We start from the raw sequence: 23,652 nt of genomic DNA, 5'->3' as shown, positions 1-23,652 counted from the left end.
GTTCTACTTTTGGTCCCATAAGGAACAAGAGGCGAACAAAGCAGCGATTGCCGCCCGATCAAGGGTGTGACAAAAGGGAAGGCGACAGGACAATGGCGGATCTTCTGACGATGAGCGACAAGAAAAACGCAGACAAGCAAAAGGCGCTCGACAGCGCGCTGGCGCAGATTGAACGGCAGTTCGGCAAAGGCTCGATCATGAAGCTGGGCGAGGATGCCAAGCAGGATATCGAGGCCAGCTCGACCGGATCGCTGGGTCTGGACATCGCGCTGGGGATTGGCGGTCTGCCGATGGGCCGGATTGTTGAGATTTATGGGCCTGAAAGCTCGGGTAAGACCACGTTGACGCTGCATTGTATCGCAGAACAGCAAAAGCGCGGCGGTGTCTGCGCCTTTGTGGACGCGGAACACGCGCTGGACCCGCAATATGCCCGCAAGCTGGGCGTCGATCTGGATGAGTTGCTGATTTCGCAGCCCGACACTGGTGAGCAGGCGTTGGAGATTACCGATACGCTGGTGCGGTCGGGGGCTGTGAACATGGTCGTGGTCGACTCGGTCGCGGCGCTGACGCCGAAATCTGAGCTTGAAGGCGATATGGGCGACAGCAGCGTGGGCGTGCAGGCCCGCCTGATGAGCCAGGCGATGCGCAAGCTGACCGGTTCGATCAGCCGCTCGAACTGTATGGTGATCTTCATCAACCAGATTCGGATGAAAATCGGCGTGATGTTCGGAAGTCCCGAAACCACAACCGGTGGTAACGCGCTGAAATTCTACAGTTCGGTCCGTCTGGATATCCGTCGCATCGGCGCGATCAAGGACCGGGACGAGGTTGTTGGCAACCAGACCCGCGTGAAAGTCGTCAAAAACAAGGTGGCACCGCCGTTCAAGCAGGTGGAATTCGACATCATGTATGGCGAAGGCATCAGCAAAATGGGTGAGCTGCTGGATCTGGGCGTCAAGGCCGGTGTGGTTGAGAAATCGGGGTCATGGTTCAGCTATGGCGACGAGCGGATCGGGCAGGGGCGTGAGAATGCCAAGCAATACCTGCGCGACAACAGCCGCGCCGCGCTTGAGATTGAGGACAAAATCCGCGCTGCACACGGGCTGGAGTTCGACATGCCCCCGGGTGTGGCCGAGGATGACGATATCCTCGAGGCGTAGAGCCCAAGTGCGACCTAGAATGGCAGGGCGGTCCGAAAGGGCCGCCTTGTTTCGTTCCGGGCGCCTCGGCTGTGGACTATCCTGTGGGACAGGGCTAAACCTTTGCGGACCAAAATGATTGCGCGCTGAGAGAGCCCAAATGCCCACGCTGAACGATATCCGATCGACCTTTCTGAACTACTTTGCCAAACAGGGGCATGAGGTGGTGGCGTCCAGCCCTCTGGTCCCGCGCAACGACCCGACCTTGATGTTCGTGAACTCGGGCATGGTGCAGTTCAAGAACCTGTTCACCGGCGTTGAGACGCGCGATTACACGCGCGCCACCACCGCGCAAAAATGCGTGCGTGCAGGCGGCAAGCATAACGATCTGGACAACGTGGGCTATACCGCGCGCCACCATACATTCTTTGAAATGCTGGGGAATTTCTCGTTCGGAGATTACTTCAAGCATGAGGCGATCCCGTTTGCCTGGGAGCTGATCACCAAGGAATTCGGAATCGACAAGAACCGCCTGCTGACGACGGTCTACCATACCGATGATGAGGCGTTCGAGATCTGGAAAAAGGTTGGCGTGCCCGAGGACCGGATCATCCGCATCGCCACCAGCGACAATTTCTGGCAGATGGGCCCGACCGGCCCCTGCGGTCCGTGCACCGAGATTTTCTTTGACCATGGCGATCACATCTGGGGCGGCCCTCCGGGTTCGGCCGAGGAAGATGGCGACCGGTTCATTGAAATCTGGAACATCGTTTTCATGCAGAACGAGCAGTTCGAAGACGGCTCAATGGTGGAGCTCGACATGCAGTCGATCGACACCGGCATGGGGCTGGAGCGGATCGGTGCTCTGTTGCAGGGCAGCCATGACAACTATGACACCGACCTGTTCAAAACGTTGATCGAGGCTTCGGCAGAGGCCACGGGCGTTGATCCTTATGGCGACCAGAACGTGCATCACCGCGTGATTGCGGATCATTTGCGTTCGACCTCGTTCCTGATTGCGGATGGCGTGATGCCCAGCAATGACGGGCGCGGCTATGTTCTGCGCCGGATCATGCGCCGCGCCATGCGGCACGCGCATCTGCTGGGGGCAAAAGACCCGGTCATGCACCGTCTGGTGCCCAGCCTCGTGCAACTGATGGGTGCGCAGTATTCAGAATTGGGGCAGGCGCAGCCTCTGATCGAAGAGACGCTGCTGCTGGAAGAGACGCGGTTCAAGCAGACGCTGGATCGGGGCCTGAAACTGCTGGATGACGAGGTGGCCCGCCTGCCCGAAGGGGCTGCGCTGTCGGGGGATGCCGCGTTCAAGCTTTATGACACATACGGGTTCCCGCTGGACCTGACGCAGGATGCGCTGCGCGAAAAAGGCCGCAATGTCGATACGGATGGGTTCGACGCCGCGATGGCCGAGCAAAAGGCCAAGGCCCGCGCGGCCTGGGCCGGGTCGGGTGAATCCGCCGATCAGGCCGTGTGGTTCGACGTGCTCGACAGCGCAGGGGCCACCGATTTCCTGGGTTACGATACCGAGAAAGCTGAGGGTCAGATTGCCGCGCTGGTCGTTGATGGCGCTTTGGTCGACAAGATTGAACCAGGCGGCACGGGCTGGGTCATCGTGAACCAAACGCCGTTTTATGGCGAGGCTGGTGGCCAGGTGGGGGATAGTGGCGAAATCCGGCGGCTGGAAAATCTGCAGGACGTTGCCAAAGTCGGAGACACCCGCAAATTTGCCGAGGGCAAGGTCTATGCCCATCAGGTGACGGTCAATCAGGGCACGCTGTCCAAAGGCGACGGCGTCGAGCTTGAGGTCGATCATGCCCGCCGCTCCGCGATCCGCGCGAACCACTCGGCCACACACCTGCTGCACGAAGCACTGCGGGAAACGCTGGGCGATCACGTCGCGCAGCGCGGATCGCTGAATGCGTCGGACAGGTTGCGGTTCGATTTCAGCCACTCCAGGGCGCTGAGCACCGAGGAAATCCAGAAGGTTGAGCGCGAGGTGAATGAGTTCATCCGCCAGAACTCGACCGTGGAAACCCGGATCATGACGCCGGACGACGCGCGCGAACTGGGCGCGCAGGCTCTGTTCGGTGAGAAATACGGCGACGAAGTGCGTGTTGTGTCGATGGGCAAGGCCCCGACTGGCAAAGGGCAGGATGGCGAAATCTGGTCGATTGAGCTGTGCGGTGGCACGCATGTGCGCCAAACCGGCGATATCGGGACCTTTGTTGTGCTGGGCGACAGCGCCAGCAGTGCAGGCGTGCGCCGGATCGAAGCCCTGACCGGGGATGAGGCATTCCGCCATTTGTCCGCGCAGGATCAACGGCTTGGTCAGATTGCAACTGAACTCAAGGCGCAGCCCGATGATGTGGTAAGCCGGGTCAAATCGCTGTTGGACGAACGCAAGGCGTTGCAGAACGAGGTTGCCCAGCTGCGTCGCGATCTGGCCATGGCCGGTGGTTCGGGGCAGGGCGGTGCCGAGGCGCGCGACGTGAATGGCGTGCCCTTTCTGGCTCAGGCGCTGAGCGGTGTTTCGGGCAAGGATCTGCCCGCGCTGATCGATGAACACAAAAGCCGTATGGGTTCGGGCGCCGTGCTGCTGATCGCGGATGCCGGTGGCAAGGCCGCCGTCGCGGCTGGTGTGACGACTGACCTGACGGATAAGGTGTCTGCCGTGGATCTGGTCCGCGCAGCGGTGGCCGAGCTGGGCGGCAAAGGCGGCGGTGGACGTCCCGACATGGCGCAGGGCGGTGGGCGCGACGCCTCGAACTCGGACGCGGCGATCAAAGCTGCAGAAAACGTATTGGGAGGGTAAGATGCCCGCACTCTGGATTGCTCATGTTACGGTGACGGATACCGAAGCCTACGCAAAGTATGCTGAACTGGCCGGCCCTGCCATTGCGGCGCATGGCGGAGAATTTATCGCCCGCGCCGCGCGCTATGTTCAGCTGGAAGGGAAAGAGCGGCCACGCAATGTGGTGGCCCGATTCCCTTCGGTTGAGGCCGCTGTCGAGTGCTACAACTCCTCCCAATATCAACAGGCACTGGACCATGCACGCGGCGCCAGCGAGCGTGAATTGGTGGTTGTTGAGATCACGGATTAGAACCGCATTGGCAAAGTTATGCCACCTTAGGGTTGTGTGAGCGGATTCCAGCCAACAGAATAAGTCAGCAGGATGGTCGTGTTTGTTCATCCTGATGAGCGGTGGAAAATCATTTAGTTACATATTATTACGCTGCGACTTTGCAGTAGTTTTTGCGCCGCAATCATAGGGATTGTGGCTATTTTGGTTCAATTCTTGCCTGAAATGGTCAAAATGCGGAACGGATTTCCGCCTCTTTTCGCTTGCACGGTTTACCCAGATTGCGCAAACGACCTCGTCTACTGATAGTTAACCCGAACGCAGTACGGTCTCGTTTATCCGCAATCCTGAGGATGAATAATGATCGAGGAACAGGCATGAATCCCTTGAACTTGGAATTCAGAAAGGTTTTCCCGCGAGCGGCCGTGTCATTCGGTCGTGTGCTGGTCGTGTCCGCTATTGCTTTTGGCGGTTTAGGCATTGGCACATCCGCAAGTGCCAGCGAAAGCAGTTTCTTGCGTAGCGTGTCGGCTTCCCCACCACCCAGTGGTGCCCGCCAACTCTGTCGGCAGTATAATTGGGCGTGCTCAACCAAGGCATCCGCGCGGATAAGCACGCGGCAGGAAATGCAGCTAATTCGGCAGATTAACCGTAAGGTGAACGCGACAACGCGATCGGTTACGGATTTCTCGCAGTATCGCACTGCGGAAAGATGGGCCTTGCCGACCTCGCGCGGCGGAGATTGCGAAGATTTTGCGCTGTTGAAAAAGCGTGACTTGATCCGCGCCGGTGTTGATCCCAGTAAGTTGCTGATTGCAACGGTTCTGGACAAGCGCCGCAACTCGCATGCCGTGTTGGTGTATCGTTCGGCGGCTGGGGATCTGGTGTTGGACAACCTAACCAATCAGATCAAACCTTGGTCTGCAACAGACTATCTGTTTCTCAGAATGCAAAATCCCAGCCGTCCGAGCAGCTGGGTCGGCGTCTATGTTAGCAGCTAACGCAGCGCCTGTTTGTCAGGGGTGCTAGAAAAAGGGCAGCCGTAGGGCCGCCCTTTTGCACTTTAACAAGTCACATCTGTTTGTTCGTGCCGCAAAGAATGCGGTAACACTGGATCAAACGAGACAGATCAGAAGACACCGCCTTGGCCACCGCTGCCACCTGCAGCTCCGCCGCCGCCCTGGCCGCTGTTGCCGCCAGATTCTCCGCCGCCACCCTGGCCGCCTGATCCGCCGTCAGTTCCGTCACCGTTGCTGCCGCCGTTTCCGTCGCCGGAGTTACTGCCGCCGCCGTTGTTGCCGCCATTGCCGTTGCCGGAGTTACTGCCGCCGCCGTTGTTGCCGCCATTGCCGTTGCCGGAGTTACTGCCGCCGCCGTTGTTGCCGCCATTGCCGTCACCGGAGTTGCTTCCGCCGTCGTTATTGCCGCCGTTTCCGTCGCCAGAGTTGCCGCCGCCGCCATTGTTGCCGCCGTTTCCGTCGCCAGAGTTGCCGCCGTCGCCATTGTTGCCGCCATTGCCATCGCCGGAGTTGCCACCGCCGCCATTGTTGCCGCCGTTTCCGTTGCCGTCGTTGCCACCGCCGCCATTGTTGCCGCCGTTGCCGTCACCGGAGTTGCCGCCGCCGCCATTGTTGCCGCCGCCGCCGTTGCCGTCGTTACCGCCGCCGCCATTGTCGTCGCCGTTTCCGTCGCCGCCATTGTCGTCGCCGTTTCCGTCGCCGCCATCACCACCGTCGTCGCCACCATCACCGCCGTCGTCGCCACCATCACCGCCGTCGTCGCCGCCATCACCACCGCCGTCGCTGCCATCACCACCGTCGACGTCGGATGAAGTGCCGTCTTCTCCATCGCGGTCCGAAGCTGCAGTGGTTGCTGTTGGAACGTCAGTAAGTACAGCTGCAAACGCGGGGCAGCTGTCCAGGGTGCGGGCCAGGATGTCTTCGAAATCTGCCCGGCGTTGTATGTACCGCAGCATGCGCGTATCGACGACTGTGCAGTTACACAGGGTTTCCGTCGACACGGACTGACGGGCCGTATTGATGTTACATCTTTCGGCAAAAGCCGCACTTGATGTTACCAGCGGAAATGCCGCTGAAACGAACACAATGGATAATAAACGGGATTTCACGCGCATAGCGCCACTCCTTCAAAACTCGTTACACTTGGTCACACTAACTTCGGAGACACATGATTAATCAAAATGGATCGTGCCACATTTATAACTTAATTACATCCGCTTTTCGTCACAATTTCAAGGGGAGTGTGTAAAGAACCGCTCCCGTCTTCACACGCAAGGGTTGAAATTAACCAAAAAACAACAAGAAAGCCCGCCACAAGGGCGGGCTTTTCTGATAGATAAGGGGCAGAAATGGATGCAAAACTGCCACAATGGCCATATTGTTTCGCATTTGTGAACTATGCCACTGTCAACCTCAGGCAGATTTTGCCATGCGTTTGCGCTCGTGCGGATCCAGGTAGCGTTTGCGCAAACGGACCGCATTTGGCGTGACCTCGACCAGCTCATCATCGTCGATATATGCGATGGCCTCTTCCAATGAAAACTGCACATGCGGTGTCAGACGAACCGCATCATCCGATCCGCTGGCACGTACGTTGGTCAGCTTTTTACCCTTGAGCGGGTTCACCTCCAGATCGTTGTCGCGCGAATGCTCGCCGATCACCATGCCCTGATAGACATCGGTCTGCGGGGCGACGAACATGCGCCCGCGTTCCTCAAGGTTCCACAGCGCATAAGCGACGGCCTGACCGTTCTCCATCGAGATCAGAACGCCTGCGCGACGGCCTGGAATCTGACCTTTATGAGGGGCCCAGTCGTGGAACACGCGGTTCAGCACGCCGGTGCCGCGGGTGTCAGTCAGGAATTCGCCGTGATAACCGATCAGGCCGCGAGAGGGCACGTGGGCGATGATGCGGGTTTTGCCGGCACCGGCGGGGCGCATTTCGACCAGCTCACCTTTGCGCGCGCCGGTTATCTTTTCGATCACCGCGCCCGAGAATTCGTCATCCACGTCGATGGTGACCTCTTCGATGGGCTCAAGGCGCTGACCATCTTCTTCGCGGAACAGGACCTGCGGGCGCGAAATGCTGAGTTCGAACCCTTCGCGCCGCATATTCTCGATCAGAACGCCCATTTGCAATTCGCCTCGGCCAGCGACCTCGAAGGCTTCGCCGCCGGGAGTGTCGGTGATGCGGATAGCGACGTTTGATTCGGCCTCTTTCATCAGACGGTCGCGGATCACGCGGGACTGCACCTTTTTACCGTCACGACCGGCCAGCGGCGAATCGTTGATGCCAAAGGTCACGGTAATGGTCGGCGGATCGATGGGTTGCGCGGGCAGGGCCTCTTCCACCTGCGGCGCGACCAGCGAGTCGGCCACGGTGGCTTTGCTCATGCCTGCGATGGTGACGATATCCCCGGCCTCGGCCACGTCGATGGGCTGTTGGCCCAGACCGCGGAAGGCCAGGATTTTCGAGGCACGGAAGTTCTCGATCAGCGTGCCATCGCGCGACAGCGCCTTGAGGCTGTCACCTGCCTTCAGCGTGCCGCTTTCCACACGACCGGTCAGGATGCGACCGATGAAGGGGTCGCTGCCGAGGGTCGTGGCCAGCATACGGAACGGCTCGTCTTTTTTGTCAGCCTGTTTGGGGGCGGGCACGTGGTCGACGATAAGGTCAAACAGGGCGGTGAGATCCTTGCGGGGACCATCCAGCTCCATGTCGGCCCAGCCAGACCGGCCCGAGGCGTACATGGCCGGGAAATCCAGCTGATCGTCGTCAGCACCGAGGTTGGCAAACAGGTCGAAACACTCATCCAGCGCGCGGTCCGGTTCGGCATCAGGTTTGTCGACCTTGTTCAGCACCACGATCGGACGCAGACCCAATGCCAGCGCCTTGGAGGTCACGAACTTGGTCTGCGGCATCGGGCCTTCGGCAGCATCGACCAGCAGGACAACGCCGTCGACCATCGACAGGATGCGTTCAACCTCGCCACCGAAATCGGCGTGACCGGGGGTGTCGACGATGTTGATGCGCGTGCCTTTCCACTCGACGCTGGTGGCTTTGGCAAGGATGGTGATCCCGCGCTCGCGCTCAAGATCGTTGCTGTCCATGGCACGTTCCGCCACGGCCTGATTTTCCCGGAACGCGCCGGATTGTTTGAGCAGCTCATCCACCAGGGTCGTTTTGCCGTGGTCCACGTGAGCGATGATTGCGATATTGCGCAGGTCCATGAGGTCAGCCTTTGAACGGGAAGTTGCCGCGCGCATAACGCGGTTTGACCAAATAGGCCAGCCCTAACCGATGCTCAGTGGCCTGCGGTCTTGGAAAACAGGTGAATGATCAGGATTCCCGCCAAAATCATCGCCAGCCCGATGACCGCCGGCCAGTCGAGTTTTTGCCCGAAGACGACAAATCCGATGATTGCGATCAGAAAGATGCCAAGTCCTGACCAGATCGCGTAAACGACGCCCACCGGCATGTATTTCAACGTCAAACCCAGCAGGTAAAAGGCGATGCCATAGCTGACGACGACGAGAACGGAAGGCCAGAACCGGCTGAATTGCTGGCTGGCTTGCAAGGCGGTGGTTCCGATGGTTTCAGCGGCAACCGCCAGCATCAGGATCAGGTAGGCTTTGGGCACGGTCGGAGTCTCAAACTCAGTTTTCCGAGGTTGAGCATGGATTCATCTGGGCGGGCAAGAAGATTCTGGAGTTTTTGCGCCATTGAATCTGACCGGGCCACGCGCCTGACAAGGTTTGAAAAGTCAGGATTACCTTACTATTTTGAAATTGGCCTTCATGGTAACAAGAAATTGTTTTTAAATGTTTTTTGTTTATCCATAGATTGAAACATCTGTTTTTCAGGACATAATGTCTTGGTTTTCGACTTCGAAAATGACGCAAGGGTGGCTTGCTGACGGGGGGTCCGTCGACAAATATGCAGCCTGTTTGTTGATTGGTTAGATAGTTTCGAAGGTTTTCGCGTCTGTCGAAGCTCGGGGAAAAAGAGGCCATTTGGCCTCTTTTTCTTTTTCAGCTGACGGGTGTGGCAAAGAATTCTTGCAATTGCGGTGTTAGCCATGCCCACAGGCCAGGCGCACCGCGTTTGACCGGAGTTCCGACACGCTGTTCGATCTGGGCATAGGTGACGTTATAATCGGTCCACGATCCGCCTCCGGTTGCCAGATTGCCAATTGGGGCCTGAAAGCGGTCAATCGCCTTCGCAAACCGGGCATCCGCGCTGTTGGCCGCTTCGAATTCCTGCCACAAGGCCATGAACTCGGATTGTTGCTGTTCAGGCAGTAAGCCAAACAGGCGATCTGCGGCGGCCTGTTCCTCGGCCTCTTGTGCGGCGTGATCGACATGACCGTGGATCGGGTGGTCTCCGGCATCGATCTCGACAATATCATGCAGCAACAGCATTCTCAGCACGCGGTCAATTGAAACATCGGTGGACGCGTGATCGCTCAATATCCAAGCATAGAGCATGATATGCCACGAATGCTCGGCTGAGTTCTCAAATCGCGCACCATTCAGCAGGCGCGAGGCCCGGTAGACGGATTTCAACTTGTCTGTCTCAGCCAGAAAGGCCAGTCGCGATGAAAACGGTGTTTCCTGAGGCTTGTCGCCCAACAACAGGCTTTCCGCTGCCGCGTGGGCCTGCGAGAAATCTGTTTTCAGATAGGCTGCCCGCCCGCCATTCAGGTTGTCCTGCACGATAGCACGGTGTTCGGGCAGCGGGTCGGATGCGCACAGAACCTGAAACATCGGCTGGCAGCGGTCCAGCTGTTTGGCGAATTTCGCATCCGGGGTTTGGTCGGCCTCAAACTCTTGCCACAGGCTCAGACAGTCTTGCGACTGATCCGGGGGCAACAGGCCAAACAGCTCGGCTGCCGCGACTTGTTCTTGCTGTTCGACCGCGCTCCAATCGGTGTGCAGATGGATAGGGTGGTCGCCGACGATGATCTCAACCAGATCATGCAGCAACAGCATCCGGATCACGCGGTCGATGTCGACTGTTTTATCGGCCAGAGGCTGCATCACCAGCGCCCATAGGGCCAGTTGCCAGCTGTGTTCCGCCGCATTTTCTGGACGGGATTGATCCAACAGGAAATTGGCGCGATCAACCGATTTCAGGCCGTCCGCGCGTTTCAGGAATTCGATTTGCGCGGACAGTCTTTCGGTCATTTCAACTCAATCGCTTTGGTTTTCGATCTATGGTCCGACAACCGCTTGATCACGAATTGTCGGGCCTTGCGTTCGGCCAGCCGCACGCGGATTTCGGTCAGGAACGCCTCTTCCAAGGTCTGCGAGGACGCCCCCAGAAGTTCGCCCACCTCAACAAAAAAGCGGTCGTCACCGGTTTCGTCCATCACTTTCATCGTGTCCTCGGCCAGTTTGGAGGCCAGGATAATGATGGTATCAGACATCAGCGTGTGGTCTCAGTCAGTCGGCGTTTCACATAGTCGCTGACATCGGTAATCAGCGTGTCCATGTGACGATCCTGGAAGAAATGGTCGGCGTCTTCCACCTCGTTATGGGTGATGGTGATGCCTTTTTGCTCGTGCAGCTTGTTCACCAGCGCCGTGGTATCTGAGGGCGGCGCGACACGGTCGGCCGATCCGTTGATGATCAGACCCGAGGACGGGCAGGGTGCTAGGAAGGAAAAGTCGTACATGTTCGCGGGCGGCGATACGCTGATGAACCCGGTGATCTCGGGCCGACGCATCAGCAGTTGCATCCCGATCCATGCCCCGAACGAGAACCCGGCAACCCAGCAGTGTTTCGAGTTGTTGTTCATCGATTGCAGGTAATCCAGTGCGGATGCCGCATCGCTCAGCTCACCCACGCCCTGGTCATATTCGCCCTGGCTGCGGCCAACGCCGCGAAAGTTAAAGCGCAACACGGTGAAGCCCATGTTGTAGAACGCGTAGTGCAGATTATAGACCACCTTGTTGTTCATGGTCCCGCCGAACTGAGGATGCGGGTGCAGCACGATGGCGATCGGTGCGTCTTTTTCCTTTTGCGGGTGGTAACGGCCTTCCAGGCGGCCTTCGGGTCCGGGAAAAATCACCTCGGGCATGTGTGCTTTGGTCCTGTCTTTTTCTTCCTGGTCTCCCGAGATACTTGACGGTTATGCTCGGGCACCTTAGAACGGTTCTAATTATATTGCGTTGCGCAAGTCGCTGTCCGTCGGAGATACGCACTGGTGGCGGCGGCGTCAATGTTTTCGCGCGGTGCCAGCCAGAAGGGGAAAAGAATGAAGCTGTCGACCAAAGGTCGCTATGCAATGGTTGCGTTGGCCGATATTGCGATTCAGCCCGAAAACACTCTGGTTACACTCAGCGAAATCTCTGAGCGTCAGGACATCTCGCTGCCGTATCTCGAGCAGCTGTTTGTCAAACTGCGCCGGGCCGATCTGGTGTCATCGGTGCGCGGCCCCGGCGGTGGGTATCGCCTGAATCGTCCGGCCTCGGAAATCCGCGTGGTTGAGGTGCTATCAGCCGTGGATGAGACGGTGGACGCACTGCAAAAAGGCGCGGGTGCTTCGGGTGCGTCTTCGGGTAGCCGGGCGCAGTCGCTGACCAACCGTTTGTGGGAAAGCCTGAGCGCGCATGTCTATGTGTTCTTGCATCAGACGCGGCTGTCTGACGTGATCAAGAACGATCTTGCGCCGTGTCCTGCTGTGCCCAGTCTGTTTGCTGTGGTGGATGAATAACGTGATGCCACGCCCTGTACCCGGCCTTGCGGCCATGAAAAAGGTGAGTCTGTGACTCGTATTTACCTGGACCATAACGCGACAACGCCGCTGCGCCCCGAGGCCCGTGCGGCCATGATTGCTGCGATGGATGTGTGCGGCAACCCGTCCTCGGTCCATGCCGAGGGGCGCGCGGCCAAAGCTTTGGTTGAACGCGCGCGAGCCCAGATTGCCGCCGCCTTTGGTGCAGATGGTGCGGATATCGTTTTTACCTCGGGATCGACCGAAGGGGCGGCACTTGCGCTGGCTGGGCGTGACCTGCGTGGCGCAGCTGTCGAGCATGATGCCGTAAGGTCTTGGGTTGCTGAGGATTTGGCGGTTTCAAAGGACGGTCAGGTTCTGGTGACTGATCCGGCGCATTCGGCCCTGCAACTGGCAAATTCGGAAACCGGCATCGTGCAGACATTGCCGGATGGGCTGGCGGTGACAGATGCGACGCAGGCTTTTGGCAAATTGCCGGTCGCGTTCAACTGGATGGGATGCCAGATGGCGCTGATTTCGGCCCATAAACTGGGCGGTCCCAAGGGTGTTGGTGCGGTTGTCATGAAACGCGGCACAGATTTGCCGGCGCAGATAAAGGGTGGCGGGCAAGAGATGGGCCGCCGGTCCGGGACAGAAAATGTCATTGGAATCGCGGGCTTCGGGGCCGCTGCTGAAGCGGCGGCACGGGATCTGGCCAATGGCGTTTGGGATCAGGTCAAAGAATTTAGAAATATTCTAGAAAAGGCCCTTGAGGCCAGTTCTAAAGCTACTATTTTTGTCGGGAAAGATCAGAACCGTTTGCCGAACACCCTGTGTTTTGCAACCCCGGGCTGGAAGGGCGAAACGCAGGTCATGCAGATGGACCTTGCTGGGTTTGCCATCAGCGCAGGGTCCGCCTGTTCCAGCGGTAAGGTGCGCGCCAGCGCAGTGCTGACCGCGATGGGATATGACGAGGTGACCGCGGCCAGTGCGATCCGCGTGTCGCTGGGGCCCGAAACTGTAGAAGAAGATGTGCTGCGTTTCGCCGAGGCGTGGCTTGAAAAAGAAAAGAAACATCGCGCGCGTGCCGCGTGATCTGACGGAGAGTAAGGAAATGGCCGCTTTGGACCAGACCCAAGTAAAAGAAGGCGTCGATCAGGAAACCGTGGATGCGGTGCGCGATGTAAGCACCTATAAATACGGTTGGGAAACCGAGATTGAGATGGAATATGCCCCCAAGGGGCTGAACGAAGATATTGTCCGTCTGATCTCGGGTAAGAATGACGAACCCGAATGGATGACCGAATGGCGACTGGCCGCGTTCGAACGCTGGAAGCAGATCGAAGAACCGAACTGGGCCATGGTCGACTATCCCGAGATCGATTTTCAGGACCAGTATTACTATGCCCGTCCCAAATCGATGGAAGAAAAGCCCAAGTCACTGGATGAGGTCGATCCCAAGCTGCTCGCCACTTACGAAAAGCTGGGTATCCCTCTGAAAGAGCAGATGATTCTGGCAGGTGTCGAAGGGGCAGAAGACATCCCCGCCGAGGGCCGCAAGGTAGCTGTGGACGCCGTGTTCGACTCGGTATCGGTGGGCACGACGTTCCAGGCCGAACTGAAGAAGGCTGGCGTGATCTTCTGCTCGATCTCTGAGGCGATCAAGGAACATCCCGAGCTGGTCAAGAAATACCTTGGCACCGTGGTTCCGGTGTCCGACAACTATTATGCCACGCTTAACTCAGCCGTGTTCTCGGATGGCTCGTTCGTTTACATCCCGCCGGGCGTGCGCTGCCCGATGGAGCTGAGCACCTATTTCCGCATCAATGCTGAAAACACCGGTCAGTTCGAACGGACGCTGATCATTGCCGACAAGGGCTCATACGTGTCCTACCTTGAGGGCTGCACTGCGCCCCAGCGTGACACGGCACAGCTGCATGCCGCGGTGGTCGAGATCATTGTCGAAGAAGACGCCGAGGTGAAATACTCGACCGTTCAGAACTGGTTCCCCGGGGATGAGAACGGCAAGGGTGGCATCTATAACTTTGTGACCAAGCGCGCCGATTGCCGGGGCGACCGGTCCAAGGTGATGTGGACGCAGGTTGAAACCGGCTCGGCCGTGACGTGGAAATACCCGTCCTGCATCCTGCGCGGCGATGACAGTCAGGGTGAGTTCTATTCGATCGCGATCACCAACAATTACCAGCAGGCCGATACCGGCACCAAGATGATCCATCTGGGCAAAAACACCAAGTCGCGGATCGTGTCCAAGGGCATCAGCGCGGGCAAGGCACAGAACACCTATCGTGGGCTGGTGTCGATGCACCCGAAAGCCAAGGACAGCCGCAACTATACCCAGTGTGACAGTCTGTTGATCGGCGACAAATGCGGCGCGCATACCGTTCCGTATATCGAGGTCAAGAACAACTCGTCCCGTGTGGAGCATGAGGCGACGACATCCAAGGTGGATGACGATCAGCTGTTCTATTGCCGCCAGCGTGGCATGGACGAAGAAGAGGCCGTGGCGTTGGTCGTCAACGGGTTCTGCAAGGACGTTCTGCAAGCGCTGCCGATGGAGTTTGCCATGGAAGCGCAGCAACTGGTCGCCATCTCGCTGGAAGGGTCGGTTGGCTGATTCATGAGCAATTCGGACTTCAAAAGCAGGATTGAACGTATTCAGTCCAACGAAGGCTCTGCTGTTCTGTTGGCGGGCATTGGCGGCTCGACCATTCAGCAAACGGCAGGCCCCAAGCGGCGTCCCGTTCTGCGGATTCTTGCCACGTTTTTTTGCGGTCTGCTTGGCTTTGCTGTCAGCCTGATACTGGTGTTCACGAATGCCAACTATGAAAAGATGAAGGTCGATGCTGCAGAAGTTCCAGACTTCATTCAGTCGGTTCTGCTGACGGCAGGTCTGTCCGGGTTGATCTTTATGGCCTTTATAATTTGGGGCGCAAAAGCGCTGCTGACCTTCAAAAAGGGTCGGGCAAGAAATGCACCCATTGCAGCTTTTTTCATAGGTGTTGGCGTCGCATCGCTGGCGCTGCGCCTGGCGGCTGCAGGGGGCTGATTGAATCGAGGGTCCGGGGCCGTGTTCGCCGCCTGGCCTGAAACATCGGGATAATGGCCGGAGCGCGCATCGCCCGGTCGGGAGAAAAGGAAGAAACATGCTGGAAATCAAGAACCTGCACGTGCAGCTTGAAGAAGAAGACAAGCAGATCCTCAAAGGTGTCGACCTGACGGTCGAGGCCGGTAAGGTACACGCGATCATGGGCCCCAACGGCTCGGGCAAGTCGACGCTCAGCTATGTGCTGTCGGGGCGCGATGGCTATGAGGTCACCGAAGGCTCGGCCACTCTGGATGGTGAAGACCTGTTGGAGATGGAGCCGGAGGAACGCGCCGCCGCGGGTGTGTTCCTTGCGTTCCAGTACCCGGTCGAAATTCCGGGCGTTGGCAACATGACTTTCCTGCGGACTGCGGTGAACGCACAGCGCAAAGCGCGCGGCGAAGAGGAACTGTCGGCGGCTGACTTCCTGAAAGAGGTCCGCGCCAAGGCCAAGTCGCTGAAAATCGATGCGGATATGCTGAAACGCCCGGTCAATGTGGGCTTTTCGGGCGGTGAGAAAAAGCGCAACGAAATCCTGCAGATGGCGATGCTGGAACCCAAGATGTGCATTCTGGACGAGACCGACTCGGGCCTTGATGTGGATGCGATGAAGCTGGTGTCCGAGGGCGTGAATGCCCTGCGCGACGAAGGCCGCGGGTTCCTGGTGATCACCCACTATCAGCGCCTGCTGGACCACATCAAACCTGATGTCGTGCACATCATGGCCGACGGCCGTATCGTCAAGTCCGGCGGCCCGGAACTGGCGCTGGAAGTTGAGCATAACGGCTATTCCGACATTCTGGCCGAGGTGAACTGATGGCTTTACCGCAAGCAAAACAATCGGTCACAGACGAGCGTCTGGCGACCCTGGTGCTGCCCGAAGGCGGCTGCACGCGCGCCGCGCGCGAAGACGCGCTTGCGCGTGTTCAGGAAATGGGCCTGCCCAGCCGTCGCGACGAATACTGGAAATACACCCGCCCCGACACGCTGGTATCGGCGGACGCGCCGCAGGCTGCGGTGTTTGACGATGGCGAGTCGCTGGTGTTTTCAGCCATCGACAGCCTCAAGATCGTGTTCGTCGACGGTGTTTACAGCCCCGAGGATTCGGATGATCTGAGCCTCGAAGGCGTCAAGATTGACCGGATCGAGGATATCTGCGGCAAGGATATCCACTGGGCCAAGCAGCTCTACGGTACGCTTGAGGCGCGCGGGCAGGTGCCTGTGCAGCGCCCTCTGGCAGCGTTGAACACGGCTTTTGCCAAGGACGGTGTGGCCATCCACGTGACGGGCAAGCCGTCGAAACCCATCTGTCTGGTCTATCGCCATGCGTCCGAGAATTCGGATGCCATGCTGCACCACATAATCCGCGTTGAACCCGAAGCCGAGCTGACCGTGCTTGAGGCCGGCCCGGCGGCGTCGCGTTTCAACAAGTGCATGGAGATCGACATCGCCGACACCGGCGCGTTGCATCACATCCGTGCGCAAGGCCGCGATCATGAGCGTCGCGCGGTGACGCATATGTTCACGCGCCTTGGTAAGGAATCGACCTATAAGTCCTTTACCCTGACCGCGAATGGCGTTCTGACCCGCAACGAACAGATCGTGGAACTGACCGGTGACGATGCGGTGGCCCATGTGGCCGGGGCCTGCGTGGGTGACGGCGACTTCCACCACGACGATACGGTGTTCATCACCCATGACGCGGTGAATTGCGAAAGCCGTCAGGTGTTCAAAAAGGTGCTGCGCAATGGCGCGACCGGTGTGTTTCAGGGCAAAATCCTTGTGAAAGAGGGCGCGCAGAAGACGGACGGGTATCAGATCAGCCAGTCTCTGCTGTTGGATGACGACAGCCAGTTCCTCGCCAAGCCGGAGCTTGAGATCTATGCCGATGACGTTGCGTGTTCGCACGGGTCGACATCCGGGGCGATCGATGAAACGGCTTTGTTCTATCTGCGGTCACGTGGTGTACCTGTGAAGGAGGCCACCAACCTGCTGACACTGGCCTTTCTGGCCGAGGCGGTGGACGAGATCGAAGACAGCGCATTGGCCGAAGAGATCGTGACCCGTCTGGAAGGCTGGTTGGCGCGTCACAGCTAATGCCTGTCACTACAGATATCGTGGCCACGTACCGGGGGCCGGGGCGCGTGGTGCGTCGGCTTCTGGAATTGGGTGAACGGGAAGACCGGGCGCTGATCTTTGTCATGGGGTTCTGCGTGGTGGCATTCATCGCGCAACTGCCCGGCCTTGCCCGCCGTGCGCACCTTGAGGGGCTGGAGCTGAACGCCCTGATGGGGGCCGCGCTGTTTGGGACGGTTTTTCTGCTGCCGTTGCTCTTTTACGTCCTGTCGTTTGTATCCTTTGGGGTGGCGCGGTTGTTTGGTGGCCATGGCACGTCCTATGGTGCACGTCTGGCCTTGTTCTGGGCATTGTTGTCCTCGACCCCATTGCTATTGTTACATGGTCTGGTCGCGGGTTTCATCGGCTCGGGCCCGGTGCTGACGGCAGTGGGCGCGCTGTGGTTTGTGGTGTTCCTGTGGTTCTGGCTGGCCGGGCTGGTGCATGCGCAAAGGCAGGTGAAATGACCCAGATATCGCTTGCTAACCTTGCCGTTCAGACGGTATCGAACCCGGCCCAGACCGCCCGGTACCTTCTGACGATTAACCCCCAGCGCGAGGTTCTCTGGCTGGGGTTTTTCCTTGCCGTTGTCCTAAGCTGCCTGTTGCAACTGGCTATCGGGCAGTTTTTGCCGGTGGTCGACGGCCAAACGGCCCCGCAGAGCGATCCGGTGGTGCTGATCCTTGCCCGATCGGCAGGTGCGATGATGCTGACTGTGGCCACTTTTCTGATCATAGGGCGACTTTTGGGCGGGGTTGCCAGTTTCGATGACATCTTCCTCCTGACGATCTGGGTGCAATATCTGCAGATTGTCGGGCTGGTTCTGACATTGATCTCGTTGCTGGTAATGCCTTTTCTGATCCTGATGATTACGCTCGCCATTGCGGTTTTGAGCCTTTACGTCTCGCTTCATTTCCTGAATGAAGCACATAAATTCGGCTCGCTCTGGAAATCCTTCGGGGTCATCTTACTGTCCGCTCTGGTTGCGGTGCCCTTTGTCCTCGCATTTGCGCCCAGCGGCCCGGTATAGGAACGAAAAAGACCATGTATGACGTAGAAAAAATCCGCGCCGATTTTCCGATCCTGTCGCGCGAGGTGAACGGCAAGCCGCTGACCTATCTGGACAATGGCGCCTCGGCGCAAAAACCGCAGGTTGTGATCGATGCGGTGACCCGCGCCTATGCCGAGGAGTATTCGAACGTCCATCGCGGGTTGCATTATCTGTCCAATCTGGCGACCGAGAAATACGAATCCGTGCGGGGCACCATTGCGCGCTTTCTGGGCGCGGCGGATGAGGATGAGATCGTCCTGAACTCGGGCACGACCGAGGGCATCAACCTTGTGGCCTATGGCTGGGCGATGCCGCGCCTGCAGGCAGGGGATGAGATCGTTCTGTCGGTCATGGAGCATCACGCCAACATCGTGCCCTGGCATTTTCTGCGCGAACGGCAGGGCGTGGTTCTGAAATGGGTCGACACGGATGCCGAGGGCGGGCTGGACCCGCAGGCGGTGATCGACGCAATCGGCCCGAAAACCAAACTGGTGGCTGTGACCCAATGCTCTAACGTTCTGGGCACCGTGGTCGATGTCAAAGCGATCACCGAAGGGGCCCATGCCAAGGGCGTTCCGGTGGTGGTGGATGGCAGCCAGGGCGCGGTGCATATGCCCGTGAACGTGCAGGATATTGGCTGCGATTTCTACGCCATCACCGGGCACAAGCTTTATGGTCCGTCGGGTTCGGGCGCGATCTATATCAAGTCTGAGCGTATGGCCGAGATGCGCCCCTTTATCGGCGGCGGCGACATGATCAAAGAGGTCAGCAAAGATCAGGTGATCTATAACGACCCGCCCATGAAGTTTGAGGCTGGAACCCCCGGTATCGTACAAACCATCGGTCTGGGTGTCGCGCTGGATTACATGATGGATCTTGGGATGGAGAGCATCGCCGCGCATGAGGCCGGTATTCGCGACTATGCCATGCAACGCCTGACCGGTCTGAACTGGTTGCAGGTACAGGGCACACGCCCTGACAAGGCAGCAATCTTCAGCTTCACGCTTGACGGGGCAGGGCACGCCCATGACGTGTCGACCATTTTGGACAAAAAAGGCGTTGCGGTGCGGGCAGGACACCACTGTGCTGGTCCGCTGATGGACCATCTTGGGGTAACGGCAACCTGTCGCGCCAGTTTTGGCCTGTATAACACGACGGATGAGGTCGACACGCTGATCGATGCGCTGGAACTGGCGCATGATTTGTTTGCGTGAATCCTGTCTGATCTGGGTGGATTTGCAGTTGCACCCGGATCGGAACAAGGTTAGCTAACGGCCAAGGCACCTGTAGCTCAGCTGGATAGAGCGCTGCCCTCCGAAGGCAGAGGCCAGAGGTTCGAATCCTCTCAGGTGCGCCATTCTTCCAATTCGCCGTTCGACCTTGATGGGTATTGCGCCCAATATTCAGAATCAAAAAAAGACACCCAAAGGCGCCTGTTTTTGAAATGCTATGGTGGCGGATTAGCCGCCCCAGCTGCGGACCTCACCGCAATCCATATGGACGAAATTGGAACGGGAGTATTTGCCAACGCCACCGGCGCGGCAGGACATGGCCGCCCGAGCCATTTGCGAGACCGAGCGTGACGACAAACGCAGATCAGCGGCTTGGCCCTTCATATGAAGCGAGTTCTTGGCAACCCGGCGCGAGCGGGATCGCAACATGGCGTTGGTTTGCGGCGAACGATAGCCGGACAGCAGCATGTAGGGTTCGTTGACGTCCAGCATGTTGTGCGAGGCTGCCATGATGTCGATGGTGCGCAGATCCATGTCCTTGACTTGATCGGTACGCCAGTCGCGCATGAAGTGGTTCACTTCTTTGACAGCGTCCTTGATGTACTTGCCATCGACCCAATATATCATATCGATACGCTCACCGGTGCGACCGGAATACATGCGAATGCGACGAATATCGCCACCACCGCGAAGGAACCCTGCTGCGTTGGAATATGTTGGTGCGGCTATGACTGCTGTTGCTGCGAATGCACCCAATAGGGCACGCCGGGTCAAGCCCGAAGTACTGCTCTTCGTCATTTTGTTTCGTCCCGTACTGTTCCTGCCTGCACACGATGTTACGCGCGCGTTCTTAATTTTTCCCATCCCAGATGGCGAATTTATGGCACAGACGCGAAAACCAGCCAAGAAGTCTTTCATATTCACCTTTTCAAGGGGGAATTTTCGGCAATTTTTTGCGCAGGTGATGTTTTTCTGTAAGATTTAAAGGCAGTTGGCCCTGCGAGGATGCCGGGCGATGCAAAGTGGCATCACGCGGGGAAAGATGCAGTGAAGTGATGCATTTGTGAATAGACAACCCGCCTGTGGCGCAAACATATTGTTAGAAAGCGCGTTCCCAGCGTGAAAAAAATGAGAATTATCAAGGTCATCCCATGTTGTCAGGTTTTCGTACACGTACTGGTTTTCTTTTAACGGCATGTTTTCTGGCGTCGGCCTCGATTGTGGGTGCGCAGACCCAGTCGCAAACCGCCTATCAGATGGCTGTGGCCGAATTTGCTCCGGCAGGCAGTGGGATTGCTGCGTTTTATCGCGAAAACGGATTCGCCCCGCTTTGGGTGGGGGAAACAGCAGATCACAAGGCAAGGCGCGCACGACTGATTCAAGCTCTGTCATCAACGGATATGCACGGGCTGCCGCGCGGGTCCCACAGCGTTCAGGCGCTTTTGGAGCAGATGCAGAATGCGCGCACGACACGGGATATGGGGGCCGTTGAAATCCAGCTGACCCGCGCTTTTGTGGAATATGCCAAAAACCTGCAATCGGGCGCGCTGCGCCCAGGTGAGATCGACGACGGCCTTGTACGCGAGGTTGAGCGGGCATCGGGCAAAGATCACCTCAAGGCGTTGGCTTCGGCCGAAGGCGACAGCTATTTTGATGATCTTGCGCCGCAGTCCACCCAGTATCGCGCATTGATGAAACAGAAACTCGTGCTCGAGTCCCTGATAAAACAAGGTGGATGGGGCGCGACGGTTCCGGTGGCCAAGCTGGAACATGGCGACACGGGGCTCAATGTCATAAAACTGCGCAATCGTCTGGTGGCGATGGGGTATCTGCGCCCGACGGCAAACCCCGATTTCGACGATGCGTTGCTGGTGGCTGTGCAGGCCTTTCAAAACGACCATGGCCTCGCAACGGATGGGGTGGCCGGGCAGGGCACGCTCACTGAACTGAACCGCAGCGCGTCCGAGCGGCTGAAATCCGTCTATGTTGCCCTGGAACGGGAACGCTGGTTGCCGCGCGAACGGGGGGAACGGCATATTCTGGTCAACCAGGCGGATTTCTCGGCCAAGATCGTGGATGACGGATTGGTCACTTTCGAAACCCGCGCCGTGATCGGTAAAAACGTCCATGACCGCCGCAGTCCCGAATTCTCGGACGAGATGGAGCATCTGGTCATTAATCCCAGCTGGTACGTGCCGCGCTCGATCATCACCAAGGAATACCTGCCGCAATTGCAGTCAAATCCAAACGCCGTGGGGCATATCCAAATCACCGACCGCAGCGGGCGTCAGGTCGACAGGGGCGCTGTGGATTTCACACAGTTCACCGCGCGGAACTTCCCGTTTGCGATGCGTCAGCCGCCCAGCAAAAGCAATGCGCTGGGTCTGGTGAAGTTCATGTTCCCGAACCAATACAACATCTATCTGCATGATACGCCTCAGAAATCCTTGTTCGCGCGTGAGGTTCGTGCCTTTTCGCACGGCTGTATCCGCCTGGCGCAACCTTTTGAGTTCGCCTATGCCCTGCTGGCCAAGCAGGAAGAGGACCCAAAGGCGTTTTTCCACCGCATTCTGAACTCGGGCAAAGAGACGACCGTGCATCTGGAACAGCACGTTCCGGTCCATCTGGATTACCGCACCGCTTACATCGGCCCCAAAGGCAAGGTTCAGTACCGTCGCGATGTCTATGAGCGGGATGAAAAAATCTGGGCGGCTCTGCAGAAAGCAGGGGTGGTCCTGCCGGACGTTCAGGGGTAATCAGCAGGGCAGGTCCTTAAACCGGGAAGCCCGACATGCAGTATACCATCCAGCAAATCGCCGACGCCCTTGGGGCGGCCAGTGAGGGCGACACCAGCCTGATCATTAACCGTGCGGCTGAGCCCGGCGATGCGACGACGTCAGATCTGGCGATGGCCATGTCTCCCAAATTTGCCGAGGCGCTGAGCCAGGGTTCAGCCCGTGCGGCGATCCTTTGGGAAGGTGCGGATTGGCAGACATTGGGGCTGGAGGCTGCGATTTTCGTGCCCCGCCCCCGTATGGCAATGGCGGGTGTGACCGCAATGCTGGATCGCGGGCAGGGGGTTGAGCCGGGCATTCACCCTTCGGCGGTGATCGACCCGACGGCTGAGATTGGTGAGGGGGCCTCGATAGCGCCTTTGGCGGTGATCGGCGCGCGGGTTCGGATCGGTAAGAACGCAGTGATCGGCGCGCATTGTGTGATCGGCATGGATGCCGTTCTGGGCGACAATGTGGTTTTGCGCGAAATGGTCAGCATCGGCGCGCGCGCGCAAATCGGCGACCGCTTTATCGCGCAACCCGGTGCGCGGATCGGCGGCGACGGCTTTAGCTATGTCACACCCGAGGTGTCGGGGGCCGAGAATGCTCGGAAAACCCTTGGAGATCAGGGCGATGCGCGGGCGCAAAGCTGGCTGCGTATCCATTCATTGGGCGCGGTTGAGATTGGGGATGATGTTGAAGTCGGCTCGAACTGCACCGTCGACAATGGCACGATCCGCAACACCAAGATCGGCAGCGGATCCAAGCTGGATAACCTGGTTCATGTCGGCCACAACACGCGGGTAGGGCAGGATTGTCTTTTGTGCGGGCAAACCGGTGTTTCGGGCTCGGTCGAGATCGGCAATAACGTGGTTCTGGGCGGCCAGACCGGCGTAGTCGACAATATCTTTATTGGGGACGGCGTGATATCCGGCGGCGGCACCAAGATTCTGTCCAATGTGCCCGCAGGCCGTGTGATCATGGGCTATCCGGGCATCAAGATGGCAACCCATACCGAAATCTACAAAGCCCAGCGTCGCCTGCCGCGTATGGCGCGTGACGTAGAGGCGTTGAAAAAGGCGGTTTTCAAACAGCCCCCGAGCGATTAAATCATCCGCAACGGGTTAATCAGAGGACCGACATGAGCATCACCGACCGCGTCATCGCAATCATTGCTGAGCAGGCCGTGCTGGAGCCTTCGGATGTCACACCCGAAAGCACGCTTGAGGATCTGGGCATCGACAGTCTGGGTCTGGTCGAAAGCATCTTTGCCATCGAGGAAGAGTTCGACATTTCCGTCCCCTTCAACGCCAACGAGCCCGAGGCCAGCGATTTCGATATCTCGAATGTCGCGGCCATCATTGCCGGTATCGAAAAGCTTGTGTCGGAAAAGGTCTGATCCC

Annotated in this window: 23 protein-coding genes and 1 tRNA gene; 17 read left to right on the top strand and 7 right to left on the bottom strand. The window is 58.3% G+C overall.

Annotated features, from left to right (window positions below; genetic code table 11):
• Positions 1–92 precede the first annotated feature (92 nt).
• The 4 genes from recA to ACR0J5_RS05995 all read left to right on the top strand — a co-directional run bounded on the left by recA (position 93) and on the right by ACR0J5_RS05995 (position 5,238).
• Positions 93–1,160, top strand: a complete 1,068-nt coding sequence (gene recA / locus ACR0J5_RS06010; RefSeq protein WP_480651346.1) for a recombinase RecA — start codon at positions 93–95, stop codon at positions 1,158–1,160.
• Positions 1,161–1,299: 139 nt separating this feature from the next.
• Positions 1,300–3,969: an alanine--tRNA ligase gene (gene alaS / locus ACR0J5_RS06005; protein WP_480651344.1), complete on the top strand. Its 2,670-nt coding sequence runs from the start codon at positions 1,300–1,302 to the stop codon at positions 3,967–3,969.
• A gap of 1 nt (position 3,970) precedes the next feature.
• On the top strand, positions 3,971–4,258 hold the full coding sequence (locus ACR0J5_RS06000) for a DUF1330 domain-containing protein (protein ID WP_480651342.1): 288 nt from the start codon (positions 3,971–3,973) through the stop codon (positions 4,256–4,258).
• A 356-nt stretch (positions 4,259–4,614) separates the two neighbouring features.
• Positions 4,615–5,238, top strand: coding sequence for a transglutaminase-like cysteine peptidase (locus ACR0J5_RS05995; RefSeq protein WP_480651340.1), 624 nt, complete (start codon positions 4,615–4,617; stop codon positions 5,236–5,238).
• 128 nt (positions 5,239–5,366) lie between these two features.
• Here ACR0J5_RS05995 and ACR0J5_RS05990 read toward each other — a convergent pair whose 3' ends face one another.
• From ACR0J5_RS05990 to ACR0J5_RS05965, 6 genes are all read right to left on the bottom strand, one after another.
• A complete protein-coding gene (locus ACR0J5_RS05990) occupies positions 5,367–6,371 on the bottom strand; it encodes a hypothetical protein (protein ID WP_480651338.1) in 1,005 nt (334 codons plus the stop codon).
• Between the two features lie 298 nt (positions 6,372–6,669).
• Positions 6,670–8,487 carry a translational GTPase TypA gene (gene typA, locus ACR0J5_RS05985; protein WP_480651336.1) on the bottom strand — a complete coding sequence of 606 codons (1,818 nt, stop codon included), beginning with the start codon at positions 8,485–8,487 and terminating at the stop codon, positions 6,670–6,672.
• Between the two features lie 74 nt (positions 8,488–8,561).
• The gene (locus ACR0J5_RS05980; protein WP_480651335.1) at positions 8,562–8,897 is read right to left on the bottom strand and encodes a DMT family transporter; all 336 of its coding nucleotides are present in this window, start codon (positions 8,895–8,897) and stop codon (positions 8,562–8,564) included.
• Between the two features lie 391 nt (positions 8,898–9,288).
• Entirely contained in the window at positions 9,289–10,443 is a 1,155-nt protein-coding gene (locus ACR0J5_RS05975) for an HD domain-containing protein (RefSeq protein ID WP_480651333.1), read from the bottom strand.
• Positions 10,440–10,685 carry a hypothetical protein gene (locus tag ACR0J5_RS05970; protein ID WP_480651331.1) on the bottom strand — a complete coding sequence of 82 codons (246 nt, stop codon included), beginning with the start codon at positions 10,683–10,685 and terminating at the stop codon, positions 10,440–10,442. Before ACR0J5_RS05970 ends, ACR0J5_RS05975 begins: the two co-directional genes overlap by 4 nt.
• Positions 10,685–11,338 carry an alpha/beta hydrolase gene (locus ACR0J5_RS05965; protein WP_480651329.1) on the bottom strand — a complete coding sequence of 218 codons (654 nt, stop codon included), beginning with the start codon at positions 11,336–11,338 and terminating at the stop codon, positions 10,685–10,687. Before ACR0J5_RS05965 ends, ACR0J5_RS05970 begins: the two co-directional genes overlap by 1 nt.
• Positions 11,339–11,515: 177 nt before the next feature.
• Here ACR0J5_RS05965 and iscR point away from each other — a divergent pair, with 177 nt between their 5' ends.
• The 10 genes from iscR (at position 11,516) to ACR0J5_RS05915 (ending at position 19,600) form a co-directional block, all read left to right on the top strand.
• A complete protein-coding gene (gene iscR / locus ACR0J5_RS05960; RefSeq protein WP_480651327.1) occupies positions 11,516–11,974 on the top strand; it encodes a Fe-S cluster assembly transcriptional regulator IscR in 459 nt (152 codons plus the stop codon).
• A 51-nt stretch (positions 11,975–12,025) separates the two neighbouring features.
• The gene (locus ACR0J5_RS05955) at positions 12,026–13,069 is read left to right on the top strand and encodes a cysteine desulfurase family protein (RefSeq protein WP_480651325.1); all 1,044 of its coding nucleotides are present in this window, start codon (positions 12,026–12,028) and stop codon (positions 13,067–13,069) included.
• Positions 13,070–13,088: 19 nt separating this feature from the next.
• On the top strand, positions 13,089–14,609 hold the full coding sequence (gene sufB, locus ACR0J5_RS05950; RefSeq protein ID WP_480651453.1) for a Fe-S cluster assembly protein SufB: 1,521 nt from the start codon (positions 13,089–13,091) through the stop codon (positions 14,607–14,609).
• Positions 14,610–14,612: 3 nt separating this feature from the next.
• Positions 14,613–15,041, top strand: coding sequence for a hypothetical protein (locus ACR0J5_RS05945; protein ID WP_480651324.1), 429 nt, complete (start codon positions 14,613–14,615; stop codon positions 15,039–15,041).
• Positions 15,042–15,138: 97 nt separating this feature from the next.
• A complete protein-coding gene (gene sufC, locus ACR0J5_RS05940) occupies positions 15,139–15,894 on the top strand; it encodes a Fe-S cluster assembly ATPase SufC (protein WP_480651322.1) in 756 nt (251 codons plus the stop codon).
• A complete protein-coding gene (locus ACR0J5_RS05935; RefSeq protein ID WP_480651320.1) occupies positions 15,894–17,174 on the top strand; it encodes a SufB/SufD family protein in 1,281 nt (426 codons plus the stop codon). Before sufC ends, ACR0J5_RS05935 begins: the two co-directional genes overlap by 1 nt.
• Positions 17,174–17,659: a YIP1 family protein gene (locus tag ACR0J5_RS05930; protein ID WP_480651318.1), complete on the top strand. Its 486-nt coding sequence runs from the start codon at positions 17,174–17,176 to the stop codon at positions 17,657–17,659. The genes ACR0J5_RS05935 and ACR0J5_RS05930 overlap by 1 nt, the downstream gene beginning before the upstream one ends.
• Positions 17,656–18,222, top strand: coding sequence for a YIP1 family protein (locus ACR0J5_RS05925; protein WP_480651316.1), 567 nt, complete (start codon positions 17,656–17,658; stop codon positions 18,220–18,222). Before ACR0J5_RS05930 ends, ACR0J5_RS05925 begins: the two co-directional genes overlap by 4 nt.
• Before the next feature lie 14 nt (positions 18,223–18,236).
• Positions 18,237–19,457, top strand: a complete 1,221-nt coding sequence (locus tag ACR0J5_RS05920; RefSeq protein ID WP_480651314.1) for a cysteine desulfurase — start codon at positions 18,237–18,239, stop codon at positions 19,455–19,457.
• 66 nt (positions 19,458–19,523) lie between these two features.
• A tRNA-Arg gene (locus ACR0J5_RS05915) sits at positions 19,524–19,600 on the top strand.
• Positions 19,601–19,703: 103 nt separating this feature from the next.
• Here ACR0J5_RS05915 and mepK read toward each other — a convergent pair.
• Positions 19,704–20,273 (bottom strand): peptidoglycan L,D-endopeptidase MepK, encoded by a 570-nt coding sequence (gene mepK / locus ACR0J5_RS05910; protein ID WP_480651312.1) that lies wholly within the window; start codon positions 20,271–20,273, stop codon positions 19,704–19,706.
• A gap of 353 nt (positions 20,274–20,626) precedes the next feature.
• Here mepK and ACR0J5_RS05905 point away from each other — a divergent pair, with 353 nt between their 5' ends.
• The 3 genes from ACR0J5_RS05905 to ACR0J5_RS05895 are packed head-to-tail and all read left to right on the top strand — an operon-like array spanning position 20,627 to position 23,648.
• The gene (locus ACR0J5_RS05905) at positions 20,627–22,231 is read left to right on the top strand and encodes a L,D-transpeptidase family protein (RefSeq protein WP_480651310.1); all 1,605 of its coding nucleotides are present in this window, start codon (positions 20,627–20,629) and stop codon (positions 22,229–22,231) included.
• Positions 22,232–22,266: 35 nt separating this feature from the next.
• Positions 22,267–23,358, top strand: coding sequence for a UDP-3-O-(3-hydroxymyristoyl)glucosamine N-acyltransferase (gene lpxD, locus ACR0J5_RS05900; protein WP_480651308.1), 1,092 nt, complete (start codon positions 22,267–22,269; stop codon positions 23,356–23,358).
• Positions 23,359–23,390: 32 nt separating this feature from the next.
• The gene (locus ACR0J5_RS05895; protein WP_170324939.1) at positions 23,391–23,648 is read left to right on the top strand and encodes an acyl carrier protein; all 258 of its coding nucleotides are present in this window, start codon (positions 23,391–23,393) and stop codon (positions 23,646–23,648) included.
• Positions 23,649–23,652 lie beyond the last annotated feature (4 nt).

It is taken from the genome of Ruegeria sp. BE1, from assembly GCF_056538885.1.
This window is presented reverse-complemented; position numbering and strand designations above follow the sequence as displayed.